Below are 24459 nucleotides of genomic sequence, written 5' to 3' on the forward strand. Positions count from 1 at the left end.
CTCATCGAAAGCCCGCGAGCCGCGGGCAAGAAAGGGGTCTCACATGCTCGATCAGATCAAGGGTCTGCACCACGTCACGTCGATGGCGGAGGACGCCCGCACCAACAACCAGTTCTTCACCAATGTGCTCGGCTTGCGCCGTGTCAAGAAGACGGTGAACTTCGACGCGCCTGATGTCTATCATCTCTATTATGGTGATGAGACCGGTGCGCCAGGCACTGTCATGACCTATTTCCCGTTCCCGAAGATGGCGCAGGGCCGTCCCGGCACCGGTGAGGTTGGCACGACGGTGTTTTCCGTTCCGCAAGGCTCGCTCGGCTTCTGGAGCGATCGTTTCAGCACGTTGAATATCGGCGGGCTGAAGGCCGAGGAAAGCTTCGGCGAGAAGCGCCTGAATTTTTCCGGCCCCGACGGTGACGGCTTTGCGCTTGTCGAGGTCGAGGACGATGCCCGCCAGGCTTGGACACATGGCGGCATCAGCGAGGACCACGCCATTCGCGGCTTTCACTCCGTAGCGATGCGCCTGCGGGATGAAGGCGCTACCGCCGAACTTCTGAAGTTCATGGGCTACGAGGTTGGCGAGGAACGGGACGGCGTCAAGCGGCTGATCAAGCCTGATGGCAACGGTGCCCACCTCATCGATCTCGAGACCATGCCGAACATTGCCCGCGCGCTGCCCGGCGCCGGCTCCGTTCATCACGTCGCCTTCGCCGTTGAAAATCGCGAAAAGCAGCTCGAAGTGCGCAAGGCGCTGATGGACACCGGCTATCAGGTGACCCCGGTAATCGACCGCGATTATTTCTGGGCGATCTATTTCCGCACGCCGGGCGGCGTGCTGTTCGAGGTCGCGACCAATGAGCCGGGCTTTGACCGCGACGAGGATACGGCCCACCTCGGCGAAGCTCTGAAGCTGCCGCAGCAGCACACCCATCTTCGCGCGCTGCTCGAGCAACACCTGCAGCCGCTCGAAGCGTAAGGAGAGGCGATATGACCGAACCTGGATATGTGCACCGGCTGCATGCCGGTGCGCCTGATAAACCCATTTTGCTGGTGCTGCACGGCACCGGTGGCGACGAGAACCAGTTCTTCGATCTCGGCCGGCGCCTGCTGCCCGAAGCGACGATTCTCTCGCCGCGCGGCGACGTTTCCGAACATGGCGCGGCGCGATTCTTCCGGCGTACCGGGGAAGGGGTCTACGACATGGCCGATCTTTCACGGGCAACGGAGAAGATGGCCGCCTATGTCAGGTCATTGGCTGACGAGCACCAGGCTTCCCAGATTCTCGGCCTGGGCTTTTCGAACGGCGCAAACATTCTTGCCAATGTGCTGATCGAGAAGGGCATCTTCGATGCCGCTGTTTTGATGCACCCGCTCATTCCGTTTCAGCCCGAAACCCAGGCAACTCTTGCGGGGAGAAAGGTGCTGGTGACAGCCGGCCAGCGGGATCCGATCGCTCCCGTCCCGTTGACCGAGGCGCTGTCGGAGCATCTGAAAGATCGCGGGGCTGATGTCAGGACGGTATGGCATCCCGGCGGCCATGAGATTGCGCCGCTCGAGATCAATGCTGTTCGCGATTTCTTCAGCGGCTATTGATGGAATGTGCCGCCAGTCGGTGGCGCCGATTTGCGGGGCCGGTGAATACCGGTCCCGCATCCTGGCTGGATTGATGGATTGTTAGGGGCGGGGAGGATATTTGCCCCTGATTGCCGTCATATAAAAATTTCCCGGGGATTCCGCCATCGTCAAGCCGACGACGACGCCCTTGGGGACGCCTTCATATTCTCGCCTCTGACCGTTTGTCAGATAAACCCGTAGATGCCGGCTGTCTTCGTCGTAGGTGATCGCCTCGATAAGTTTCGAATCAACCGCAGTTTCCACTTTGCACCCCGCAGTTTCTGATCTGAGATTTGGTGAGGAATGTCATTCACGCTGCAATGCGCCATCATCGTGCGGCATCGCAGTACCGTCAAGCACCATAAGCTTAAGCGTTTATTTTTTTATGATGGCTCTCGTTATAGTTGATTTTTGCAGCTTTTCAGTAGGCGCTGCCTGTGGAAATTCGATTGCCGGAAGCTCTCTCGCTCGGAGAGCCGGCGACTGACACAGCCTCCTATGGAGCCAGTAATATGATTTAACGCTGAATTAACCATCGCATACCAAAATACGGCACAATATTAAACCGTGATGCCTTCAAAATGACCGGCTACAACTGGCGTTTCTAGCAGGCGCGTCGCGTGAGCGGCGAATGATATGCCTCGGAAAGCCGATCTGCATGCGATGGTGGCGATGTGAGAATTAGGTGATTCGAAACGAAGGTGCAGTGTCCCGTGCGGAGGAGACCGGTTCCGGCAGCAATGGAGGCGCCAGCCAGGCCCAACCGGTGCAGCAAATAGCGACGGATTATATCGTTTCGAATATGGCAACCGGTTCCGGTTACAATTCGATGAAGCCGTGATCAGGCCAACTTCTTTTGAACACTGAGCTTCATCCCCGTGCAGGGATGGGTCAGAATGGAGCTTATCCGACAGCCTGGTGTGCTATCGGATCGCATAAATAGGTTACATGTTTAACTATCTCGGGCCGTGGCGACGAAAGATACCGATACTGGCCGGCAACCGCAAAGGACGCACTCGGCTGACGTTTGCCGAAGGCGATTTCGCTGCGGTCTATGCGATGAGCGATGTTCACGGATGTTACAACGAGCTTGTCGAGGCGCATCGCCGCATCGAGGAGGACGCTGCGCGCATTCCGGGGCCGAAACTCATCGTATTGCTCGGCGATTATGTCGACCGCGGGCCTGATTCGAGCTCGGTGCTGGAGTTCCTGAGCAAGACCCCGCCGCCTGGATTTCAGCGTTTCGCTCTGTGCGGTAATCACGATGCGGAGCTGGTGAAGCTCTATCGCAAACCGGCGCGGATTCTTGAATGGCTGGGTTTTGCCGGGACGGAGACGCTGCATTCATACGGTATCGATATCGAGCATCTGCTGCATTCGGCGGCGGGAAGCGAAATGATTGCCCGCGTCATTCGCAACATGATCCCCGAGCGGCACATCGAACTCCTGGAATCGCTGCCGATCATGCTGCGGATGGGAAGGGTGGTCTTCGTCCATGCCGGCATCAAACCGGGCATCGACCTGAAGAGGCAGAAGGACAGCGATTTGATGTGGATCCGCCAACCTTTCCTGGATGAAGGACCGCAGCTTCCCGTCCTCGTGATCCATGGGCATACCCCGGGGCGGATCCCGACACGTGGTCCGCAACGGATCGGCATCGACACGGCGGTTTCGGCGACGGGACGGCTGACCGTGCTGACGATAAAAGGGACGCGGGTCGGGATCCTATAGATCGGATAAGAGGAGTGCGGTGCTCAAAAACAAACGCCGCGGGATTTATGCTCCGCGGCGTCAGAACGATTAGGAGTTCACCAGGACCTGTCAGCTGTTTGCCAATTCCTGATAGAGATTGGTGCCGATGCCGGTATAGGTAAACCCGTGTTTGCGGACCTCGTCGCTGCGGTAGATATTGCGCAGGTCGACCAGGACCGGTGCACGCATCGACTGCTTCAGGCGATTGAAATCGAGCGCGCGGAACTGGTTCCATTCAGTGACGATGACGAGCGCATCCGCACCGGCGGCCGCTTCATAGGGACCGCTCGCATATTCGATGTTTTCGATCACCTTGCGGGCGTTCTCCATGCCCTCGGGATCGTAGCCGACCACCTGGGCGCCGGCGTCCTGCAGGGTCTGAATGACGGCAATCGCCGGGCTGTCGCGCATGTCGTCGGTGTTCGGCTTGAAGGTCAGGCCGAGAATGGCGATCTTCTTGCCGCGAATGTCGCCGCCGACGGCCGAAATGACTTTGCGGCCCATCGCCCGCTTGCGGTTGTCGTTGATCGAGATCGTCGTCTCGATGAGACGCACCGGCGCGTCGAAATCCTGCGCCGTCTTGGCAAGGGCCAGCGTATCCTTCGGGAAGCACGAACCGCCGTAACCCGGACCGGCATGCAGGAACTTGGCGCCGATACGGCCATCGAGACCGATGCCGCGCGAAACGTCCTGGACGTTTGCATCGACCCGTTCGCAGAGATCAGCAATCTCGTTGATGAAGGTGATCTTCATCGCGAGGAATGCATTGGCTGCATATTTGATCAGTTCCGACGTGCGGCGGGTGGTGAAGACCAGGGGTGCCTGGTTGAGGTAAAGCGGACGATAAACCTCGGTCATGGTTTCGCGCGCCCGGTCGTCATTCAGCCCGATGACGATACGGTCGGGACGCTTGAAATCTTCGATCGCCGCGCCTTCGCGCAGGAACTCCGGATTGGAAACGACGGCGACATCAGCCGCAGGATTGGTTTCGCGCATGATGCGCTCGACTTCGTCGCCGGTGCCGACCGGCACCGTCGACTTGGTGACGATAACGGTGAAGCCTTCCACATAGGTGGCTATATCGCGCGCAGCGGCGTAGACATAGGAGAGATCGGCGTGGCCATCGCCGCGCCGCGATGGCGTGCCGACCGCGATAAACACGACATCGGCGCTACGGACGCTTTCGCCGACATCCGTCGAAAACGACAGGCGGCCAGTGCTGGTATTTTCGGCGACCAATTGCTCCAGACCCGGCTCGAAGATCGGAATGCGGCCGTCGCGAAGGGCTTCGATCTTACTCAGATCCTTGTCGACGCAGATGACGTCGTGGCCGAAATCCGCAAAGCAAACGCCTGAAACGAGGCCGACATAGCCTGATCCAATCATCGTGATGCGCATATTTCCCTCAAATCATTAGAGTAGAACGTCATGCTGCGTCGCAGCATGGCGACCGTCATACTTAATCTGGACGAAAAGACAATATCGAAGATCGCTTGATACCCAAACCGGAAATCGAACTTTGGGCGCCGCAGCCTTCTGTCGGCCGCCCCGTCGATGGCAAAAAACATAGGTTTGTGTGGGCAATATGACAAGTCGAGCCGTTCGTCAGAGCGGCTCGACTTCGATCTCCAAGACGGTGCGTTCAGTTTATTTTGTCGCGCCTGCGGTCACAGCCGATACCAGACATACGGGTCTGTTCCCGATTGAATCTTGTCCCAACGTAGATCGGTATCCCGCCAGTTCTTGATCCTGCTTTGCCTGTTGTCGAGTACGAGGTCGCCCTTGTCGGTCCTGACCACCAGGACGGCATGGCCTTCACCGGAGGGTGTAAACGCGGTTGCGATCCGCAAAGCGCGCGACGACCAGCCCATTGCAATCAGCCGGCTGCGCTTGGTGAGTGCGAAATCTTCGCAGTCGCCGCTGCGGACATTCACCTTCCAGACGTCACCGTTCAATTCGGTGCGGGAATCGTTTCGGCCGATCATCGTACGATTGACGGTGCCGTTCACGTTCTTCAACTGCAGCATTTGCTCATCCGTGAGCGCAACGACCGAGAGACCGTTGTTGTCGCGGCATTCGGCCGGGTTCTGAGCACAGAACAACACCTGGGCGAAGGGCGGAATGATTTTGCTTTTTTCAGAGATGTAGCTGACCGCCGAACTGCCATTCAAACCGCGGGCAAAACCTGCGGGACCGGCGGCAAGTGCCGAACAGGCATTCCCTGCCGTAAAGGCCAGCGCCAGAAGTGTAACGAATGTTTTCTTCATCTGTTAAATCCCCGTTCAGGGCAACCGATTGAGATCTGGCTTGCCTTTTGTCTCAGTCAATGGCATGGCGATTTAGTGATCTGCCAAGTATTGGCTGCAGAACGTCTGTCCCGTTCCTGCTGCTTGACGGAGCATAGCCGGGGCTGGTCTCGATTGGCTTAAGTCTTTCGCGACAATTTTAAACGATGTGAAATTCTGTTACACTTTAACACGCAAGCCCTTGATATGCAACTTATGTTAGTACGTGCATATTAATCTCTTGGGTTGTAATTCTGCCATTGCCGCGCGCTGGTGAAGAGATCGAATGTTATCCAACCTCGTCAACAGGCAGGTCTTGCGGGAAGCTCTTCTCGTCGCCTTTATCGGCCTCGTTATACTGACGCTCATTCCTTTCGGCAGCGTCACGCCCATTCCCTTCGCCTTTGCCGCGATCGGAATGTTTGCCCTCGGCGCCATTTCGGCACTGCTGTTCGGAGAGCCGAGACAAAGCAGATGGGTTTTCAGCAGCGCTTTGTTGATGCTCGTCGTGGTGACAGGCTGGACGTTCATCCAGACCATCGAACTGCCTTCCAACTGGCTGGCAAATCCGGCCTGGAGTGTTGCGCGTGACCTTGCAGGTGTCGAATATGCGGCAATCTCGGTCGAGCCGGCCGATACGCTGGCGTCGATCCTCTCGGTGGCGCTGCCATTCGTCACGTTCCTGACCGGGCTTTTCTTATGCGATACCGATCAGCGCGCGAGGAAAGTGCTGGCGCTCCTCGGGCTTTCAGCGGGCATCATCGCTGTGTTCGGCCTGCTGCAGTTTTCACTGTTTCCCAACATCCTGATCGTCGTGGAGAAACGCGCCTACCTTGACAGCCTGACCGCAGTCTTCGTCAACCGCAACACCGCCGCGACCTTCCTTGGGCTTGGAACGCTGCTGATGCTGACGCTGGTCAGAGACATCGCCCGTTCCTATTCAAACCACCCGCCCGGCGAGCCGGGCCGAAACACTCTTGTCCTAAAATCGTGGATCTACATCCTGTTGTTGTGCGCATGCTTCACCGCGCTGATGCTGACCCGCTCGCGCGCTGGGATATTTGCGACCTTCGTTGCCGCTCTCATTTATTTTCCGTGGCTTGTCATCAATTGGAACGGCTCGAGGCGTGGTCTAAGACCGGCGCCAAAATGGCATTCCATGCTGAAGCTCCTCTCGGCGATTGGTTTCGTTGTTGTGCTGCTGACGGTGTTTGCGGGTCAGGCGATTTTGCGCGCACAAGAGCGGCGGCTTGAGGATGATGATCGGTTCTGCATCTTGCCGGGCATATGGCGCGCCATCTCGGATCATTGGTTGACCGGAACCGGCCTCGGAACTTTCCGCACCGTGTTTTCCGCCTACCGCGATCCGGCCTGCGGAATTTTCGGGATCTTCGACCGAGCGCACAATTTCTATCTCGAAGGATTTCTGGGCCTGGGGATCTTGTTCCCGATTACGGCGATCCTCGCCTTCGCTGTCCTTGCCAGGGTGTTCTGGCACGGGCTCGCTCAAAGGCGGCGTCTCAAGCATTATGTTCTTCTCGGCCTGGCATCGACGGTTTTGGTCGCTCTTCACGCGGCGGTCGATTTCTCGCTGCAAATACCGGGTTTCGCCGTATTTTTCTCCGCCTTCCTCAGTGCGATTGTCGCGATAAGCCTTGGTCGCAGCAATGGAGAGGCGCACACGGCATATGAGCGGCCGCTCATCAACGAAAATTTAAACGGATAGTTTATGACGGTTTTTGGAAAATAGCGATTGTGCAGGTGCGAACTGTTGACTCTGAAACGCAAGAAATTTTATAGCGGGTCTAGCCTTCGGGTTGTTACGGCGCCAGAAAAGTTGGACTGGGTCGTTTTTCGCTTCCTCAAGCGCCTGGCGTTGCCAGCCTGCCACAGTTAGGGGAATGTTAATCGGCTTTCAGTGTTATTGATCGGGGATTGTCTTGTATTTTGTCAGATTGCGGGGCAGTAGCTTCAAGGGCGTCAACACAGGTTATTCTATGGGTTGTTCTCGTATCGGTAGTACACGCGTCGCCATTGTTGTAGCGCTAACGACTATATTGGCAAGCTGCACCTCGTTGCCCAGATCCGGTCCCGATCACAAAGACGTTGATCGAGATGCGGCAGTGAAAGTGACCACGAAGGAGCGTCGCGTCGGTATCGACTACGCTCTGATTGATCTCAGCAAGAACGTTCTGACATATTTTACCGCACCTCAGCCGACTTCCTTCAAGGGGTTTGGGGGCGGACGAGGCGGAGCGCCTGAAATTCCACTTGGTTTCGGTGACGTCGTTCAAGTCGCCATCTTCGAAGCTCAGTCCGGCGGTCTCTTCATTCCGTCCGATGCTGGTAGCCGACCCGGCAATTACATTTCTCTGCCGGAGCAGACCATCGATAGAAACGGAACGATCACGATTCCCTATGCGGGTCGGGTTCCGGCCGCCGGTCGCCTCAAGGAGACCGTGGAACAGGACGTCGAGGATCGTCTGGCGAGCCGCGCGATCGAGCCGCAGGTGGTTATCACGACAACGACCAGTCGCTCCAGCCAGGTTGCTGTGCTCGGTGACGTCAATAATCCCCAGCGCGTCCAGATCAGCCCGGCGGGTGAGCGCGTTCTCGACGTTATTTCCGCAGCGGGCGGTTTGACGACCAACAATATCGAAACGAATGTGACGCTGCAGCGCCGCGGCAAGACCGCAACCGTCGCCTACAGCACGCTGCTGAAGAATCCGGTGGAAAATATCTATGTTGCGCCGGATGATACGGTCTCGATCGACCATGAGCGCCGCACCTATCTTATGCTCGGTGCCGCGGGCACCAGCGGCCGCTTCGACTTCGAAGAGTCTGACCTGACCCTTGGAGAGGCAATCGCTAAGGCGGGCGGCCTGCGCGACGACCGCGCCGATCCGGCTCAGGTCCTGCTCTATCGCCTTGTTCCAAAGAAAACGGTTCAGGCGATGCACGTGGACACGACGAGATTTGCAGGTGAGACGGTTCCGGTGATTGTCCGCGCCAATCTCCGCGATCCGGCAACCTTGTTTGCCGCTCAGCAATTCAAGATGGAAGACAAGGATATTATCTATATTTCCAATTCGGACTCTGTTGAACTGGTCAAGTTCCTTGACATCGTAAACTCGGTATCGTCCACTGTTGCCGGCGTGTCCGACGATGCGAATGATACCCGCAACGCGGTCCAGGATCTCGGAAATTGATTGAAATAGGCGAGCAGGCATCGATCACGAGTGATCAATGCCTGCGGCCTATATAGCGGATTTGATGAAGGACGATGTTATGGCAAGGTCAGGTGTTTATCGTAAGCTTGCGTATAGCGGAATTGTCGTCGCAATGTTTGTCGGCATGAATTCAAGCGCTTTAGCAGCAGCTTGCCTCGGTCCGGCAAATCTGACTTCGGCCGATGTCAGTGGATTTACGGGTAGCCCAGCTGCTCTGCTCGACATGTCCGATCCGTTGGTTCTGTCATCGCGTGTTCGCGCATTGGTTGGCAGCAGCAACGACGCTCTGTCGCCGGTGATCGAGCAGGCCAAGAAGGCCAATGCCGCGCAGATGGCGGCGATCGGCTCCGGTCTCGGGCGGGCGGCAAACAGCTGCCAAGTGACGGACCCGCAGTTCAAGCTGGCGATCGAAAAGGCTGTCGCCGATGCGGCTAGTGCCGATCCCAACCTTGCGCCGTTGCTCGCCGCCTTTGCGAAGGTCCTCGCCGAAGGCGGAACCGCGGCGCTCGGCCCGGGTGCAAGTGCGTCTGCCGCAGCAGGCATCGGCAACACGGGGTCGATTGGCCAGACAGGTCCTGGATCTGACGATGGCACACCCTTCGATGGCGCCGCGACGACTGCCGGTTCGCTGGTTTCGAACGCCGGCGACGGAGATAGCTCGTCCTCGACGTCTACGAGGACATTCTTCACCGTCAATGGGGGAGGGCAGTCGTCCTCCGACACGACGGGATCGACCAGCCCGAGCACACCCGTCATACAATAGCTGGAATTGCCCGTAGATCTTAGCGCTTTACGCCTTAGTTGGAGATCGAAATTGCTATCGCCAGATAAACTTACGCCACGTATCGACCCCTCCCGCGATACGGGAAACGAAGCTGACTTCATCGATTTCGACAAGCTCATCGCGATTGCCCGCCGACAGTGGCGGATGGTTGCGGCGTGCGCTTTCGCATTCGCCATTCTCGGCATTGTGTATGTGCTGACTTCGGTGCCGGTCTATACCGCCGACACAAGCGTGCTGATCGACCGCAGCGATAATCAGGTGATCAACCAGCTGGCGGCTTTCGGCCAGATGGATGATGACGAAGGTACCGTCCTCAGTCAGGTCGAGCTGTTGAAATCCGACACGATCGCCTATGCTGTCGTCGACAAGTTGAAACTGGTCGACGACCCAGTGTTCAATGCACAGCGGAATTCGCTGTTTTCAGTCGCAACGCTGAAATCCCTGGTGAATTTCAGGTCATGGTTTGCCGATGATGCAGCAGTAGCGCCCGATCGGGAAATGCAGCGGCGGAACGCTGCGGAGACCGTGGCCGGCAATATCGATGTCGAGCGTGTCGGCAAATCCTACGTGCTCGATGTCAGTTATACCTCGCAGTCACCCGATATGGCGCGTCAGATCGCAGCGGCCATTGCCGATGTCTATCTGGTCGATAAACTCAATTCAAAATATGAGGCGACACGCCGCGCCGGCCAATGGCTGCAAGAGCGTATCGAAGAACTCCGGCAGCAAGCGCTGGACACCGACCTTGCGGTTCAGAAATTCCGCAGCGAGCATGGGCTCGTCGAAGCCGGATCCGGTACACTGATCAGCGAGCAGCAGCTTTCCGAGATAAACACTCAATTGATCAATGCTCAGGCCGAGACGGCGAAGGCCGAGGCAAAATATGCACGCGTCAAATCGATCATCGACGCCAAGCAGACCGATGCGATCGTCACGGATGTGCTCGACAGCTCCATTTCGAACGAGCTGCGAAAGAAATATCTGGAGGCTTCCAAGCTCGAAACCGAAATTGAGGCGCGGCTCGGTCCCGATCACGTCCAGGCGGTTCGGCTTCGTGCGGAGATGGAAGAATATAAGAGACTCATGTTCGATGAGTTGAACCGCATCGCCGAGAGCTACCAAAGCGAGCTGCAGGTCGCGAAGTCGCGAGAAAATTCCTTGCGCGACAGCGTCACACAGGCGACGGGCGTTGCTGCGACGGCCGGTGAAACGCAGGTGCAGGTTCGCGAACTCGAGCGCACGCGCGATACCTATAAGAATCTTTATCAGAGCTTCTTGACGCGTTACCAAGAAGCAATTCAGCAGCAGAGCTTCCCGATAACGGCTGCCCGCATTATCACGATGGCGGAGACCCCAACGAAGCCGAGTGCACCGAAGAGAGCCCTCGTCGTCGCTTTTGCGATGTTCCTCGGATGTGCGGTCGGAAGCGGCATCGGCGCTTTCCGGGAATTCCGGGATCGGTTCTTCCGCACCGGCGATGACATCAAGGAAGTGCTTGATGTCGAGTCACTTGGCGTCATGCCGCTGGTTGACGATAATGTCGATGATCCGTCCCTCGTCGATCCAAGCAATCCGAGAAGTATCGCCAGGGGCAGCAAGACGACGACCTATGTCGAGGAGCACCCGCTCTCGGCGTTTGCCGAGACGCTTCGGAGCGCCAAGATCGCGATTGACCTCAGTGCGGCCGATCAGCGTTGCAAGGTCATCGGCGTGGTGTCGAGCCTGCCCGGAGAGGGAAAGTCGACGACATCCATCAATTTTGCCAAGCTTCTGGCAATGCAGGGCGCCCGCTGCCTGCTTATCGACGGCGACATGCGGAATCCCGGTTCGACTCGGGCAATCGGCCGCCATGCCGAAGCCGGGTTGCTCGAGGCGATCGTCGATGGCCGTCCGCTCAAGGATCTGATCCTTCTCGATCCCAGAACGAAGCTTGCGTTTCTGCCGACGGTTGCAAGGTATCGCGTCCCGCATTCATCGGAGCTGCTCGCATCGCGCGGCATGGATCAACTTCTCGAAATGGCGCGTCAAAGCTTCGACTACATTATCGTTGACCTGCCGCCCCTGGCGCCGGTTGTGGATGCGCGTGCCATCAACTCCAAGCTCGATGCCGTCGTTTTCGTTATCGAGTGGGGGAAAACATCGCGCAAGGTCGTGCAGTCCACCCTGCTGTCCGAGCCGGAACTCTATGCGAAATGCGTCGGTGCGATATTGACCAAGGTCGACCCGTCGCAGATGAAGCTCTACCGCACGTTCGGCTCCAGCGAGTATTATTATAAGCGGTACTCGCGATACTACACTGAAAGCTGATGCTTCGCGGTCAGTTCGGTTCGGTTGCCAGGATTGTTTTCGTTGTCGTCACCGTCGTCTTTGCAGTGCTCGCTGGTCGGGAGCTGTACGCTTCGATAAGAACGGCCAGCATTTCGATCGTCGCGGAAAGGATCGAGCGTGGCGAGACCGTCGCGAATGACGTCACAGCCAAATACGCGGCCAGAGTCGTCGCCATGGTTGACGGGCACTATTGCCGATCTGACATCGTGGCTCCTGGCGTTACTCTCGTCCTGGCGCAACTCGATCGGGAGAATATCAATGTCGATTACGACGCCTGGGCTGCCGCCGCATCGGGCGCCCGGCACTATCTACAACATGCGCTTTCGTGCATGCCGACGAACAGCAATTTTTGGCTTCGTCTCGCAGCTGTCCAGTCTGTGATTGCGGAGGAACCGCTTTCGATTGCCGGAATGATGAAGCGTTCGGTTGCTCTTGCGCCTCATGACGAGTCAATGATTTTGACTCGGTTTTTTTTCTGGAATGATTTTACCGACGCAACGCTTTCAGCGGCAAAGACTGGGCTCGATAGCGATCTTACAACAATGCTGAAACTTGGCGACCGCTGCACGGTCAACGCAGCCATTAAAGTCATCAGCCCACAACTTCGCCCCATCTTCGATCGAACCTGGGCAGGCGTTGGGGACGGAGCGACAGCACGATTCCGGCAGCGCTGCAGCAAATAATCATCAGCGTTTTCTGCCGAAGGCTGCAAGGTCACAAAGGCCTGAACCAACGCTGGATGGGCAACAACGCCCACTGCTTGCGCGGCGGGCGTTGTCGATGAATAGGCTATTGCACGATCAGACGGTGGCCCCCGAGACAAAATCCGTGCCCGTGATATTGAGCGTCAGAACGCCGGCATCCGTGTGACCTTGGCCGTCGGAGATCTTATAAAACTGGACGGTTTCCGTAACGTGATCGCCCGGAGCGATATCGGATGCCAAATCATAGGTGAATGAGCCGTCTGCCTTGACATGGAACGTGCCATAGGTGCCGGCGACGTCGGTGGTTGCGCTCGGGTTGCCGTTGACGTTCGTTCCGGCGAACTGACGGAGGAAGAGATGTCCATTGTCGCCGGGAATGTCGTTGTCGAGCGCATTGCCGCCGATCGGGCTGCCTTCGTTGAAGCTGTAATGGTCGTCGACAGCGATCGGCTTGACCTGGGTGACGCCCTGAATATTCAGGGTGAACAGGCCGACATCGGTATGACCGCTGCCGTCGGAGATCTTGTATGAGACCTTTTCCTGGAGCAATTCACCATTGGTGAAGTTGACCTTGGCAGCAGCGCTCAGAACATAGGTGTAGCTTCCGTCCGGCTTGACGAAGAAGGTGCCGTAGTCGCCCTGGATTTCAGTAACCTGGCTGTTGCCTTGCTTGGCGCCAACGGCCTGCTGGTCGAATGCGCGAAGGAATAGGTGGCCGTTATCAGATGAATCGTTGCTCAGCAGGTTTCCCGAGATGACGTCGGTTTCCAGGAATGTTGCAGAATCGTCGGTTGCGTGAATAGCCATTGTTGTCTCTCCTTGAATTGATCTTCGCTGGCCAGTTCTGACCTTCAGCGAGTACTCAAATTAAGGATATCTTAAGAGAGAGAGTCAAGGACATAATAAACAGAATGTGAACGTTTTTTCATGTATCTATCAATAATGACACACATCTAATGCGCATAAGTTGATGAAAGTCATAGGAAATATTTCATTAATAATAAGTGAAACTATCATATGACAGCTATGAACCAATATTTCTTCAGGAGATAAGAACGTTTATTCAAGGGCAATTTATAAGAATACGAGGGGTTTCCATTCTCCAGGTCATATTTGTGATAACCACTTTGGGTTATTGGCCGTATCGGAAGAATTTCTCTGGCTGTGTCATTGTTGCAACTTCACATCCTCGCGGTGTGGCGGTGTCACTTCGCCAGCGTGCGTGCTCATGGAAAGACATTTGATGCCAAGCTAAATTGCATTGGGTCAATCTTCGCATCGCGAAAATAAATCAGGGCCAAGACTGATGTCGCAGTAAAAACTGTCGGATATGCGGTACAAAGTTTGCTGCAGTGCAATAATATTAACGCACAAAAATATATTTATTCGGAGAATAGGAATTACTACGAGATGGCCGGCATTTTAGTGTTTCATTTTAGCCGATGGAGAGGGGGCAAGGCTTAGAAGATTTCCATTACCTCCGGGAGATCAGAGCATGACCGTCTACTTCGTGAATTCAGCGACAGGATCCGACCACAATAACGGGACCACGGAGAATTCCGCTTTTGCGACATTGTCCGCCGTCGAGTCCCTGAGGCTGAGCCCGGGCGACAAGGTGCTGCTTGCTGCCGGAAGCGTGTTCAATGAACAATTCGACTTGAAATACTCCGGAAGCGTCACGGCTCCGATCACGATTGGCAGCTACGGTCTTGGCGACGCGCCGGTCATTCACAGCAGCAATGACGGCATCCATGGTTCGAAGGCTTCGAACATCGTTGTCGAAAACATCAAGATCGCCGACGCCGGCGGCGCGGCGATATACGCCGGAAATGTCTGGAACTGGACCGTCCGCAACGTCGAGGTGTCAAATACGGGACTTGCCGGCAAACCCGGTTCGGTCAATTTCCAGAGCAGCCAGAACATTACCATCGAGAACAGCAAGATCGTGGGGGTGAATGGCGATGGCATCTGGATGGAAAAAGTCAGCGGCGTGACTATTGTCAACAACGTAATCACCAACAGCCAGGGTGCTGCGGCAGACGCCATTCAATTGAACGACAGCAGCAACATTCTGATCAAAGGCAATCACCTAGAGCAGACGGAGACCAACAGCGCAAAGGGTATCCTGGCGCTTGTCCGGCCTGTAAATGCCGTGATCGAGGATAATACGCTGATCGGCGGCGGTTTTGGGATAGGGGCTAACGCAGGCAAGAATATCGCCATTCACGACAATGACATCTCGGGATATGGCGGTTACAGCTGGTCCTTCGGCATCGGCCTTGGCGATCAGGGCGATGCATCGAACTATGATATCAGTGGAAACTATATTCATGACGGCGTATGGGGCGTGTCGATTAGTGCCGCGGGCTACCCAAACTACGTCCGCGCGAATATTGATATCCATGACAATGTCTTCGACGACCTGTCCTCGTCGGCGCTTAAGGTCGACAGGCCTGCATCAGGTTCTTTCCATGCCAATATAATAGACAGCCAAGTGTCGACGCTGACGATGCCCGTGACAATCGCCACCCAGAACACCTTCTCAATCGATGACAATAAGACGATGGAGCAGGCGCAGGCGGAGCTGGACAGTGTCGCCGGCGGCACGAGTGGCGATGCGTCACCCGCCCACGAGTCGACCACTACGGCACCGGTCGTCGAGCCCCCCCCGGAAATGCCGGCGCAGCCGCAAACAAGCGTCTCGGCACCCTCGACGGCAACGCCCGCAGTCGCCGCGCCGAAAATTGTTGCGGTCCATGACAACTTGAAGATTTCGGCCGACACTGGCAGCGCCTATCACGGCAATCTACTTGATAACGACAATGCTGTTAACGGAACCGTGCTGCTCCGCCGCTTCGGTGACAGCGCAGTCGATAAGCATGGCCTGACGCTGACCGGGAAATACGGGGTCATCCATGTCGAGAGCGATGGCGATTACACCTATACGGTAGACGTGACGAAACTCGCCGGTCTCAGCGGCAACGTCAGCGAATCCTTCCAGTACAAAATTTCTGACGGCGCTTCGCACATCGATACGGACTCGCTCGGTGTGTACATCAATGTCGATGCACTCCATTCCAGCCAGGCCGCGCACCTGCTGATCTGAAGCAGCCAACGGGAGAGAGCGTCGGACGGTTGTCATCGTCCGACTGAGGTTTTCGGCTTCAACGTTCAATAATGAATTGTTGCCGGCTATCGGAATGGGCTAAAGAATCGATGACAAAATATTTCAGCCGCTTATAAGCAGGGTGAACTATAGTTTAAATTTATAGTTAACGCCAGAGTAAGCATCGAGTCTATGGCGCGCGACACGATCATCGCTTTGAGCCGTAATTGGGCGGTTTGCGATTTTCACTTGCCTAGGCCGGTATATCTGGCGTAGCTTTAACAATGGAACCCCTGAAATCACTCGCGATAAATTGGATTTTATTTGGTCACTTTTCGGTGGGATTCATATAATAGGCTGTGGACTGCAAGCGGAACTCGGCACCGGTGCCGAGGGTCCAAATGCAGTCATGTCATTGATCGGGCTTGATGGACCCGTAGCTGCAGTGCGCGCTCGCCTATTGGGCTTGTGTGCGATGTGGTAGGAGAGGATTATTTCGTGTTTCAGAGTGCAGCAACCGATGTCAGCGAGCCGTCCAAAGCCTTGCGGAAGTGTAAAGGAGGGCTTATCTTCATTGGTATAGCTAGCGCGCTTATCAATATTCTTTACCTTACGAGTTCATTTTTCATGCTTGAGGTGTATGACAGAGTCATCCCAAGCAAAAGCATACCGACGCTGGCTGCCTTGGCAATACTTGCGTTGACCCTTTACGCCTTCCAGGGAGCGTTCGAAGTTCTCAGAAGCAGAATGCTCGTGCGCGTTGCCGGTGCGCTCGACGAGATGATGAATGGGCGTGTGTTCCGGGCGCTGATCAAGGCGCCGTTGAAGGTCAAAATCGGTGGGGACGGGCTTCAGCCGCTGCGCGATTTCGACCAGATCAGAACCTTCCTGTCCGGCATGGGCCCGACGGCGATGTTCGATTTGCCCTGGCTTCCCTTCTATATCGTGATCTGCTTCCTGTTTCATCCCGCGATCGGATATATCGCGATTGGTGGATCGCTGGTTCTGGCCATCCTGACGTTCTTGACCAATCAGGGAACGCGTACGGTCTCAAAACGGCAGTCCGACGCCGCCAATCTGCGAAATGCTTTTGCGCAGACCTCGATCCGCAATTCCGAGGTCATTCACGCTATGGGCATGGCGGGCACCATGGCTGAAATCTGGGAAAGCAAGAATAGGGAATACAGGACCATCAACCGGCAAGCATCGGATGTCGGGAACGGATACGCGACGCTTTCGAAGATTTTCCGTATCGCCTTGCAATCTGGAACGCTTGCAACCGGCGCGATCCTGGTCATTCAGGGACAGGCCTCTTCAGGCATTATCATCGCGGGCTCTATTCTGACGTCTCGCGCGCTGGCCCCTGTGGAAGCAGCGATCGGAAATTGGCGCGGGTTCGTTTCGGCCCAGCAAAGCTGGGGGCGGCTTGCGAACCTGCTGAAAACCATTCCGGAAATTCCGGCCCCGCTCGCGCTTGCGGCACCGTCCAAGCAGGTTACGGTCGAGGGCTTGGCAAGCGGGCCGCCGGCCGGCCAACGCCTGGTCATTTCCGATGTCAGCTTCGGGCTGAGAGCAGGAAGCGCACTTGGGGTTATTGGCTTCAGCGCCTCGGGCAAGTCTTCTTTGGCGCGGGCGATGATGGGCATCTGGCCGATCGCCAGGGGATCCATCCGCCTCGATGGCGCAGCACTCGACCAATGGGATGGCGACGCGCTTGGCCGCCACATCGGTTATCTCCCGCAGGACGTCGAACTGTTCTCGGGGACCGTCGCCCAGAATATCTGCCGTTTCGCGAAGGAAATGTCGCCTGAGACCGTGGTTGCCGCGGCGAGGGCGGCGCGTGTTCACGATCTCATTCTTCGTCTGCCGAATGGTTACGAGACCGAGATCGGTGAAGGGGGGGCGGCGCTTTCGGCAGGCCAGAGACAGCGTATCGCCCTTGCAAGAGCGCTTTACGCGGACCCCTTCCTCGTCGTCCTCGACGAACCGAACTCCAATCTCGATGAAGAAGGCGAGCGTGCGTTGAGTGCGGCGATCATGAGCGTGCGCGCACGCGGCGGCATCGTCGTTGTCATCGCACATCGATCCGGCGTTCTGGCGGTGTGCGACTTCGTCTTGATGATGCAGGACGGCCGGATGATCGCATTCGGTCCCAAGGAGGAAGTTCTGGCACGGGTCAGCCGACCGGAAGCAGCAGCCCGTACGCCGATTGCCGAGCGCGTAGCTCAGCTTAAAGTCGTTGTCGACGGCATGAATGCGGCCGAATAGGCCGGAGGGAAGATTTTGAGCAAGATTATCAGCGAATCCAAGCGCTCCCTCAATCGTCATGTCGCTATTGTCGGCGTGTTGTCGCTAGCTCTCGTTTGCGGCATTGGCGGTTGGGCAGCAACGACAGAGCTTTCGAGCGCCGTCATTGGCGAGGGCGTGGTCGTCGTCAATGGCGATGTCAAGAAGATCCAGCACCTGACCGGCGGCATCGTATCGAAACTGCTGGTTTCCGAAAATGATCATGTGACGGCTGGACAGGTCTTGATACAGCTTGATGGCACGACGACAAGAGCACAGCTCTCGATCGTCGAGAGCACACTCGCTCAGCTTTACGCGCGCCGTGCCCGCCTGAAGGCCGAACGGATCGACGCCGGGTCATTCGATGTCGAGGAAAACATCAGTGATCTGACATCCAGCACCGCCGCGCGGGACCTGCTCGATGGCGAGACGAAGTTGTTCGATAGCCGCAGATCGGCGCTGATCGGAATGAAGAGCCAGTTGTCGTCGCGCAAGGATCAGCTGGCCGAGCAGATCAAGGGGTTGGTCGTTCAGATCGACGCGACCAATGATTCCCTCGGCCTGATCGAACAGGAGCTCGAGGGCGTCGATACGCTCTACAAGAAGGGGCTGGTCACGCTCCAGCGTTTGAATTCACTCAAGCGCGCCCGCGCCGAATTGCGGGGTAACAGCGGCCAGGAAATCGCTGCAAAGGCGGAGGCCGAAGGCAAGGCAATCGAGATCGATCGCCAGGCAATCCAGCTGGACGAGGACCGTCGTTCGGAGATCGCAAAGGAACTCACTGACGTTGAGGCGAAGATCGCCGAAAATGAGGAGCGCCGCGGAACCGCTGTCGATCAGCTGCGCCGCCTCGACATTACCGCGCCGCTCAGTGGGCGCGTTCACGAACTCTCGGTTCACACGGTCAATGGCGTCATCAATCCTGGTGAGACGCTGATGCTCGTCGTTCCGGAAAATGACGATCTTACGGTTGAAGCGAAAGTCGCCACCCGCGATATCGACCAGGTTCACGTCGGCCAGTCCGTCGATCTGCGTTTCAGCGCCTTTGATCAGCGCACGACGCCTGATGTGCGCGCCGAGATCACTTCGATTGCGCCTGATATCGTCAAGGATGAGCGGACGGGCATCAGCTATTATCCCCTTCGCGTCAAGCCGGAGGCTGCAAGCATCGCGAAGCTGAAGTCGATAAAGCTCTATCCCGGCATGCCGGCGGAAGTCTTTATCAAGATCGCCGACAGGACCGTCATCTCCTATCTGACGAAGCCGCTGACCGATCAGATGCAGCACGTGTTTCGTGAGGAGTGATGGCGGGTGGACCGCGTGATTGTGAGCGTCCTGACATTATGGCGGTTCCGATCCGCCAGGCCACATGAAGTCATCGCGGCGTCAAAGCCGGCATGAGTGGTCGACTTCAGGAAATTGTTTCGAGCCTGCTGCAGCTTAAAGCGCGTCGTATGTAACTTGATCCATTCGGCGCGCTTTGGCTCCTTGTTTTATGCATGTCGTTATCCGGGTACCGCTGCACACTTCCCGGCGACATGCATTAGTTCAAGGAAGGACGCGTGACCGATGGGCTCCGCCCAGATATGGTTTCTCCATGATACGTTTGCGGCTTTGGAGCGCAGTGCCATCTGAGAGACGATCGGCCTATGGATGGCTTTTGCTTTCGGCGTGTCTGGTGATGCTCTCAGCGCCCGACAGCGGTTATGCCGGAAATTCCCCGTCGATGAAAATAGTAGCTTTCGGAACATCTTTGACGGCCCGCGGGGGGTGGCAAAGGTCTCTCGAGACCGGACTTGCAGCCTGCCTGCAAAGGCCTGTAAAGGTCGCGACCGTTGCAAAAAGCGGCGAGACGTCGCTATGGGCTCTCACCCAGATCGATCGGGTTATTGCCGAGCAGCCGGATATCGTACTGATCGAGGTTTACGCCAACGATGCGGCATTGCAGCGGTTCGTGTCGCTTGCGCAAAGCCGAAAGGATATCGGCGATATCCTCGACCGGCTTCGGCAGCGCCTGCCGCAGGCGCGGATCATCGTCATGGCGATGAATCCGTTTTCGGGGCTGCGTAGCCTTATCCGCCCCTTTGTCGGCAGCTACATCTCCGCCCATGAGGCGGAGGCGCAGAAACGGGGTCTGGAGTTTGTCGACCACCGGCCCAACTGGCAGCGTCTGACGTCGGGGGATCTGGCCGCAGCGATTCCTGATGGTGCCCATCCGCTGCCCGACATTGCTTCCAAAATCATCGTGCCGGAACTTGTCAAACATATCTCCGCCGGCAATTGCAAAGAATGAAAGATCCCTGTTTTGCCGATAGAGCTGCGGGGTGTGGGTCAGACTGCCGCCAGATAGCCTTTAAGGTAGGTGACCAGCGAAGTCCGTCCAATCTCTGACGGATCCTCGTGAGAGGGACTGTCCAGATCGTCGAGAAGATAGTTTTTGAGATCCTCGTCGCTATGCGCGACATAGATGCCCGGTCGGCCCGCCAGCTGGCCGACGGTGGCAAGCTGATGGTCGTTTCGATGCTCGCCAAGCGACGCCTGCCGGGGAACGAGAATGATCGGCTTTCCAAAACGTTTTGCGGTCAGCACCGTGCCAATACCTGCATGCGAGACGATAACGCTTGCATCGAAAAAGACCCTATCGAAGTCCGCGGGCTCGATATTCTTGATCCATTTCATATTCTGTGGCGTGTAGGTGCCTTTGCCGATTTGCGCCAGAACCGGCTTGGAAAGTTCGTTCGCGAAAGTGTCGACCGCCTTGACGAGGCGGTCAAACGGCAGCTGCGTTCCGACGGTGACGAGGATCAAAGGACAGCTCCTGCGTAGTGGGGGCCATCCGGCCGCGACAAATGTTGCCATTGCGTGAGCCAGAGCGATGCGATACGGCCCGCCAATTTTCCCGATAGGGACAGCTTCTCGACATTGGCGACGCTATCGATCCAGATCGTCCGCTTGCCCGTCAGTTTGCCAGCAAGCAGGCAAAAAAGGCCGGGCGCAGCTCCTGTGGAGAGGACGACGTCGGGCTTGTGTTTGATAACGATGGCGAAGGCGCTGAAAAAGCACCGGATCGACATGGTAATAGAGTCGCGGCTGCAATCGGGAAGGACCAGGCCGTCGCGAATGTCGTATTTGGCAAGCAGCCCCGGGATGGTCGTTGCAAATACGATATCGCAGCCCTCGAACGCGCTCCGCATGGCCATCAGCTGCTCCCAGTGGCCGCCTCCCGAGGAGGCAGCGAGAACCTTCAATTTTTTCTCAGTCATAGACAGGCATCTCCTATATTTGACCGACGGCAAGAGCTAAAACCATCTAGTTCAAACAGCATTTGTTTCATGATAGTTCAATAGAAGCGTACCATCCTTGGGCCTGTTGGTTGAAGTCTTGAACTTGATCAATGCCGCTACGCTTAATGATGTAGGTCGAAACATAGTAGGAGCCAGAATTTCTCCAAGAGCGCTTCCGCAAACAATATCAGAGGGCGGCATTGGGCTTGTATTCCTGATAGGCATGTCCGAAAATTCCGTTAACCATGCCGGCGCCGCGCAGAACATGGGTGAGAGCCCGCATGCCCCAGTAGGGTGAAATCAAGATCGCCGGCAGCATGACCAGTCCAAGCACGACCCTCGTGCCGCCATAGGCGGCGCGGTAAATCCGGCGCTTGAGGTTGCCATGCAGAACCTCGCTGACTGCGAAGGTATTGCCCAGCCGGTACTGTCTTTGCAACACCCATTTCCAGGTCATTCGGTTTGCGGGAACGATGTCATAGACAAGGGCCTTGTCAGCCCAGAAAACCTGCATGCCGCGGCGGATGGCCTGATTGAAGAAAAGATAGTCCGTGCCGCCGGTGAAGCGCATCTTCTCCTCAAAACGAAGATTCCATGAGCGGATCAGGGGATAGTCGAACATGACGTTGTTGGAAGCCGCATAACCGATACGCTGGCCGTCCACGTTCTTCTTGCGCTCGAATACCCTCGCCTTGATGAAATATTCCGGTGGGTTTTCGGGATAGACCGGCTGAACGGGGCCGTAGACGCAATCGGCGCGGTTTTTCTCGCGGGTCTCCAGCATAGCGTCCAGCCAGCCGTCGACCGGCCATTCGTCATCGTCGAGAAAGCAGAAGAGGTCGGTGCCTGGAGGTGCCGAATCCAGCGCGCGGTTGCGGGCAAAGGGGATGCCCTGGTTTTGCTCAACGACGTAGATCAGATCGTAGGCGCCTGTCTGGCCGAAGCTCTCCACCGTTGCCTTGGCGCTGCCGGCCGCATCATTGTCCACGATCACCATGGTGAGATGATAGGGGCGGGCAGGGTGCCTGATCTGGCGCGTCATGACGTCAAGCAGCTTGGCGATCCCGTCCAGACGCCGATAGGTCAGCACGCCGACTGCGATCTTCAACGGCGCTGCGCCCATGTCGACGTTGCTAGTTGAATGCGGGAAAGTTTCTTGCTGGTTCACGACTGTCCCCTCCGCAGCATATTTCCCAAGCGCTTGCGCGCCGCCATCAAGGCCAATTCGGTCGCGGCATTATTGCCGAACGGACCACCCGCCACCGTGTTGCGCGCTTTGCTCCGGAGCTTCAGCAGCGATGTCGTTTCGGCAATGCCGCCGGCGACCAGGCTCTTGCCAAGCGCCTGAAGCCCGTCGTAGCGGCGTGCCAGTTCCATCCCCGTCGCGATCATGATCCGCGGGCGCAGCGTCTTTGCCCTGCTAGTGCCCGTATAGCGGTTTGAGGCATGAATGCGCTGAAACGTCAGCGGTGTTTCGACGATGGCGCCGCGGCCGAGATAGGCTGCGGCAAACTTGATATAATTGTCGCTGAGAACGACGTCGGTCGCGACGGACATCGGCAATATCTGGGACAGCAGGCTGCGGCGGAAACTCAAACCGGATGTCGGAACCGGAAGTGAAGGAAAACCGCCATTGCGAAGCGTGTGCCGCTTGTCGAACAGCGTCACTTGAAGCTCCGCAGGAGGCTGGTCACTTTCCTCGGTCGTCACCCGGTCGAAACACCAGTCGATCTCGTTGCGATCGTAGATTTCGGCGATCCGTGCGAGTTTGCCGGGCAAGAACGTATCATCGGCATCAAGGAGAAAGAGGATATCGCCGCTTGCCGCCGCAAAACCTGCATTGAAGCTGGAGGCCTGACCACCGTTTTCCTTCAATATAGTCAGAATCCGCTCCCCGTAGGAGGCAAGAATCTCACGGGAATCGTCGGTCGATCCGTCGTCGACCACCACCACCTCGAAGTCGGGATAGGCTTGCGACAGAACGCTATCGATGCATGGGCGCAAGAAGCGACCATAGTTGAAATTATTGATGAGCACCGAGAGTTTCAAATTATCGCCTCCTGGACAATCGATCACCGCGTCAGCGTCTGAGGCGCATATCGGCGAATTCCAGCACGATACCCACGCATGTAGTAATATTTCCAGATAGCCCAGAAACGCTTCTTCGATTGCGGCAAGAGATAAAGCGCGGCTGCCCGCAATGCCCATTGCGCGCTTTCGATCCAGGTCGGAAGTGGAACTCCACTTAGCCTTACCCCTCCAGGTACTTCGTCGGGAAAGAGTGCCGGCATGCCATAACCAAGTCGCTCGCCGCGTTTTTGCACCCAGTCCTCTGTAACACTTGCTGCCGGAATCCAGTGATGAACCACGGCTTCGGCGCATCGATAGGATTTGGCGCCATTTGCCGCTAAACGAATGATGATTTCCGCATCTTCGCCCATGGCAAATATCTTACCTGGAAGAGGACCGATATCTTCTCGGTAGCGCACGCTAGGTCCAAGCAGCTCACGTCGAATAATCGTATTGGGGCCCCACACCTTTGTCGGGTCGCACGGTCCGCTTTGCGTTTCATTCACGATCGCAAAGGTGGATCCCATTGGAATCCACTCGATAAAGCGGGCCTTTGGCTCCTTTTCCCAATCAGGGACGATTCTGCCTCCGAAGACGCCATAGCCCGGATGGGCAGTGGCGCAGTCGACGATCGCCTTCAGCCAATTTGGTTCGGCGCGAATATCGTCATCCGTAAAAACGACCAGATCTCCCTTCACCCGATCCAAAGCCAAGTTCAGCGCGCCGGACTTTCCGGGCTTGTGCTGTTGCAGGACGATGATCGGGAGCTTGTCGCTATAGGATTTCAAAACATCAAACGTGTCGTCATTGCTGTTGTTGTCGACAGCAATCAATTCCCATCGGTCATGGGGAAGCTCCTGGCGCACCAAGGAATCCAAAGTGTGGCGCAACCGGCGGCTGGCGCCATTGTAGGATGAAAAGAGTACGCTGACGAATAGATCCGACATCAATTGCCAATCCTCTTGGTGAAGTCGAAAGCGAAAAGCCTCATATCTTGACTGCCTGTGCGATGTTCA

21 protein-coding genes are annotated in these 24459 nt (G+C 56.7%); 12 read left to right on the forward strand and 9 right to left on the reverse strand.

Annotation, left to right across the window (positions count from 1 at the left end):
• Positions 1 to 43 precede the first annotated feature (43 nt).
• Both RCCGE510_RS13890 and RCCGE510_RS13895 read left to right on the forward strand, forming a co-directional pair.
• Entirely contained in the window at positions 44 to 976 is a 933-nt protein-coding gene (locus RCCGE510_RS13890) for a VOC family protein (RefSeq protein ID WP_007630793.1), read from the forward strand.
• 11 nt (positions 977 to 987) lie between these two features.
• Positions 988 to 1593: an alpha/beta hydrolase gene (locus RCCGE510_RS13895; RefSeq protein WP_007630794.1), complete on the forward strand. Its 606-nt coding sequence runs from the start codon at positions 988 to 990 to the stop codon at positions 1591 to 1593.
• 81 nt (positions 1594 to 1674) lie between these two features.
• Here RCCGE510_RS13895 and RCCGE510_RS13900 read toward each other — a convergent pair whose 3' ends face one another.
• Complete coding sequence (locus RCCGE510_RS13900; protein WP_007630795.1) at positions 1675 to 1878, reverse strand: KTSC domain-containing protein; 204 nt, start codon at positions 1876 to 1878, stop codon at positions 1675 to 1677.
• A gap of 675 nt (positions 1879 to 2553) precedes the next feature.
• On the opposite strand from RCCGE510_RS13900, the gene RCCGE510_RS13905 reads away from it, so the two are divergent.
• Positions 2554 to 3345, forward strand: coding sequence for a metallophosphoesterase (locus RCCGE510_RS13905; protein WP_037078633.1), 792 nt, complete (start codon positions 2554 to 2556; stop codon positions 3343 to 3345).
• A gap of 90 nt (positions 3346 to 3435) precedes the next feature.
• Here the strand turns inward: RCCGE510_RS13905 and RCCGE510_RS13910 are convergent, their stop codons facing one another.
• Both RCCGE510_RS13910 and RCCGE510_RS13915 read right to left on the reverse strand, forming a co-directional pair.
• The gene (locus tag RCCGE510_RS13910; RefSeq protein ID WP_007630797.1) at positions 3436 to 4764 is read right to left on the reverse strand and encodes a UDP-glucose/GDP-mannose dehydrogenase family protein; all 1329 of its coding nucleotides are present in this window, start codon (positions 4762 to 4764) and stop codon (positions 3436 to 3438) included.
• A 269-nt stretch (positions 4765 to 5033) separates the two neighbouring features.
• The gene (locus RCCGE510_RS13915; RefSeq protein ID WP_007630799.1) at positions 5034 to 5633 is read right to left on the reverse strand and encodes a transglutaminase-like cysteine peptidase; all 600 of its coding nucleotides are present in this window, start codon (positions 5631 to 5633) and stop codon (positions 5034 to 5036) included.
• 304 nt (positions 5634 to 5937) lie between these two features.
• On the opposite strand from RCCGE510_RS13915, the gene RCCGE510_RS13920 reads away from it, so the two are divergent.
• The 5 genes from RCCGE510_RS13920 (at position 5938) to RCCGE510_RS13940 (ending at position 12676) form a co-directional block, all read left to right on the forward strand.
• Positions 5938 to 7377, forward strand: coding sequence for an O-antigen ligase family protein (locus tag RCCGE510_RS13920; protein ID WP_007630801.1), 1440 nt, complete (start codon positions 5938 to 5940; stop codon positions 7375 to 7377).
• Positions 7378 to 7648: 271 nt separating this feature from the next.
• Entirely contained in the window at positions 7649 to 8860 is a 1212-nt protein-coding gene (locus tag RCCGE510_RS13925; RefSeq protein WP_037078636.1) for a polysaccharide biosynthesis/export family protein, read from the forward strand.
• Positions 8861 to 8939: 79 nt separating this feature from the next.
• Complete coding sequence (locus tag RCCGE510_RS13930) at positions 8940 to 9644, forward strand: hypothetical protein (protein WP_037078674.1); 705 nt, start codon at positions 8940 to 8942, stop codon at positions 9642 to 9644.
• A 51-nt stretch (positions 9645 to 9695) separates the two neighbouring features.
• Positions 9696 to 11972, forward strand: a complete 2277-nt coding sequence (locus RCCGE510_RS13935) for a polysaccharide biosynthesis tyrosine autokinase (protein WP_007630806.1) — start codon at positions 9696 to 9698, stop codon at positions 11970 to 11972.
• Entirely contained in the window at positions 11972 to 12676 is a 705-nt protein-coding gene (locus RCCGE510_RS13940) for a hypothetical protein (protein WP_007630808.1), read from the forward strand. Before RCCGE510_RS13935 ends, RCCGE510_RS13940 begins: the two co-directional genes overlap by 1 nt.
• 117 nt (positions 12677 to 12793) lie before the next feature.
• Here RCCGE510_RS13940 and RCCGE510_RS13945 read toward each other — a convergent pair whose 3' ends face one another.
• Positions 12794 to 13504 (reverse strand): Ig-like domain-containing protein, encoded by a 711-nt coding sequence (locus RCCGE510_RS13945; protein ID WP_007630810.1) that lies wholly within the window; start codon positions 13502 to 13504, stop codon positions 12794 to 12796.
• Between the two features lie 688 nt (positions 13505 to 14192).
• Between RCCGE510_RS13945 and RCCGE510_RS13950 the strand changes: the two genes are divergently transcribed.
• The 4 genes from RCCGE510_RS13950 (at position 14193) to RCCGE510_RS13965 (ending at position 20382) form a co-directional block, all read left to right on the forward strand.
• Entirely contained in the window at positions 14193 to 15803 is a 1611-nt protein-coding gene (locus tag RCCGE510_RS13950) for a right-handed parallel beta-helix repeat-containing protein (RefSeq protein WP_007630811.1), read from the forward strand.
• 498 nt (positions 15804 to 16301) lie between these two features.
• On the forward strand, positions 16302 to 18071 hold the full coding sequence (locus tag RCCGE510_RS13955) for a type I secretion system permease/ATPase (protein WP_037078639.1): 1770 nt from the start codon (positions 16302 to 16304) through the stop codon (positions 18069 to 18071).
• 15 nt (positions 18072 to 18086) lie between these two features.
• The gene (locus RCCGE510_RS13960) at positions 18087 to 19394 is read left to right on the forward strand and encodes an HlyD family type I secretion periplasmic adaptor subunit (RefSeq protein ID WP_007630813.1); all 1308 of its coding nucleotides are present in this window, start codon (positions 18087 to 18089) and stop codon (positions 19392 to 19394) included.
• Between the two features lie 292 nt (positions 19395 to 19686).
• A complete protein-coding gene (locus RCCGE510_RS13965) occupies positions 19687 to 20382 on the forward strand; it encodes an SGNH/GDSL hydrolase family protein (protein WP_037078642.1) in 696 nt (231 codons plus the stop codon).
• Between the two features lie 38 nt (positions 20383 to 20420).
• Here RCCGE510_RS13965 and RCCGE510_RS13970 read toward each other — a convergent pair whose 3' ends face one another.
• From RCCGE510_RS13970 to RCCGE510_RS13990, 5 genes are all read right to left on the reverse strand, one after another.
• On the reverse strand, positions 20421 to 20897 hold the full coding sequence (locus RCCGE510_RS13970) for a glycosyltransferase (RefSeq protein WP_007630816.1): 477 nt from the start codon (positions 20895 to 20897) through the stop codon (positions 20421 to 20423).
• Entirely contained in the window at positions 20894 to 21352 is a 459-nt protein-coding gene (locus RCCGE510_RS13975; RefSeq protein WP_007630818.1) for a glucuronosyltransferase, read from the reverse strand. The genes RCCGE510_RS13970 and RCCGE510_RS13975 overlap by 4 nt, the downstream gene beginning before the upstream one ends.
• Before the next feature lie 208 nt (positions 21353 to 21560).
• Positions 21561 to 22541 carry a glycosyltransferase family 2 protein gene (locus RCCGE510_RS13980; RefSeq protein ID WP_037078646.1) on the reverse strand — a complete coding sequence of 327 codons (981 nt, stop codon included), beginning with the start codon at positions 22539 to 22541 and terminating at the stop codon, positions 21561 to 21563.
• The gene (locus RCCGE510_RS13985; RefSeq protein ID WP_007630823.1) at positions 22538 to 23422 is read right to left on the reverse strand and encodes a glycosyltransferase family 2 protein; all 885 of its coding nucleotides are present in this window, start codon (positions 23420 to 23422) and stop codon (positions 22538 to 22540) included. Before RCCGE510_RS13985 ends, RCCGE510_RS13980 begins: the two co-directional genes overlap by 4 nt.
• Positions 23423 to 23445: 23 nt before the next feature.
• Complete coding sequence (locus RCCGE510_RS13990) at positions 23446 to 24390, reverse strand: glycosyltransferase family A protein (protein ID WP_007630824.1); 945 nt, start codon at positions 24388 to 24390, stop codon at positions 23446 to 23448.
• Positions 24391 to 24459: the final 69 nt, after the last annotated feature.

This window comes from Rhizobium sp. CCGE 510, from assembly GCF_000292525.1.
Lineage (GTDB): Bacteria > Pseudomonadota > Alphaproteobacteria > Rhizobiales > Rhizobiaceae > Rhizobium.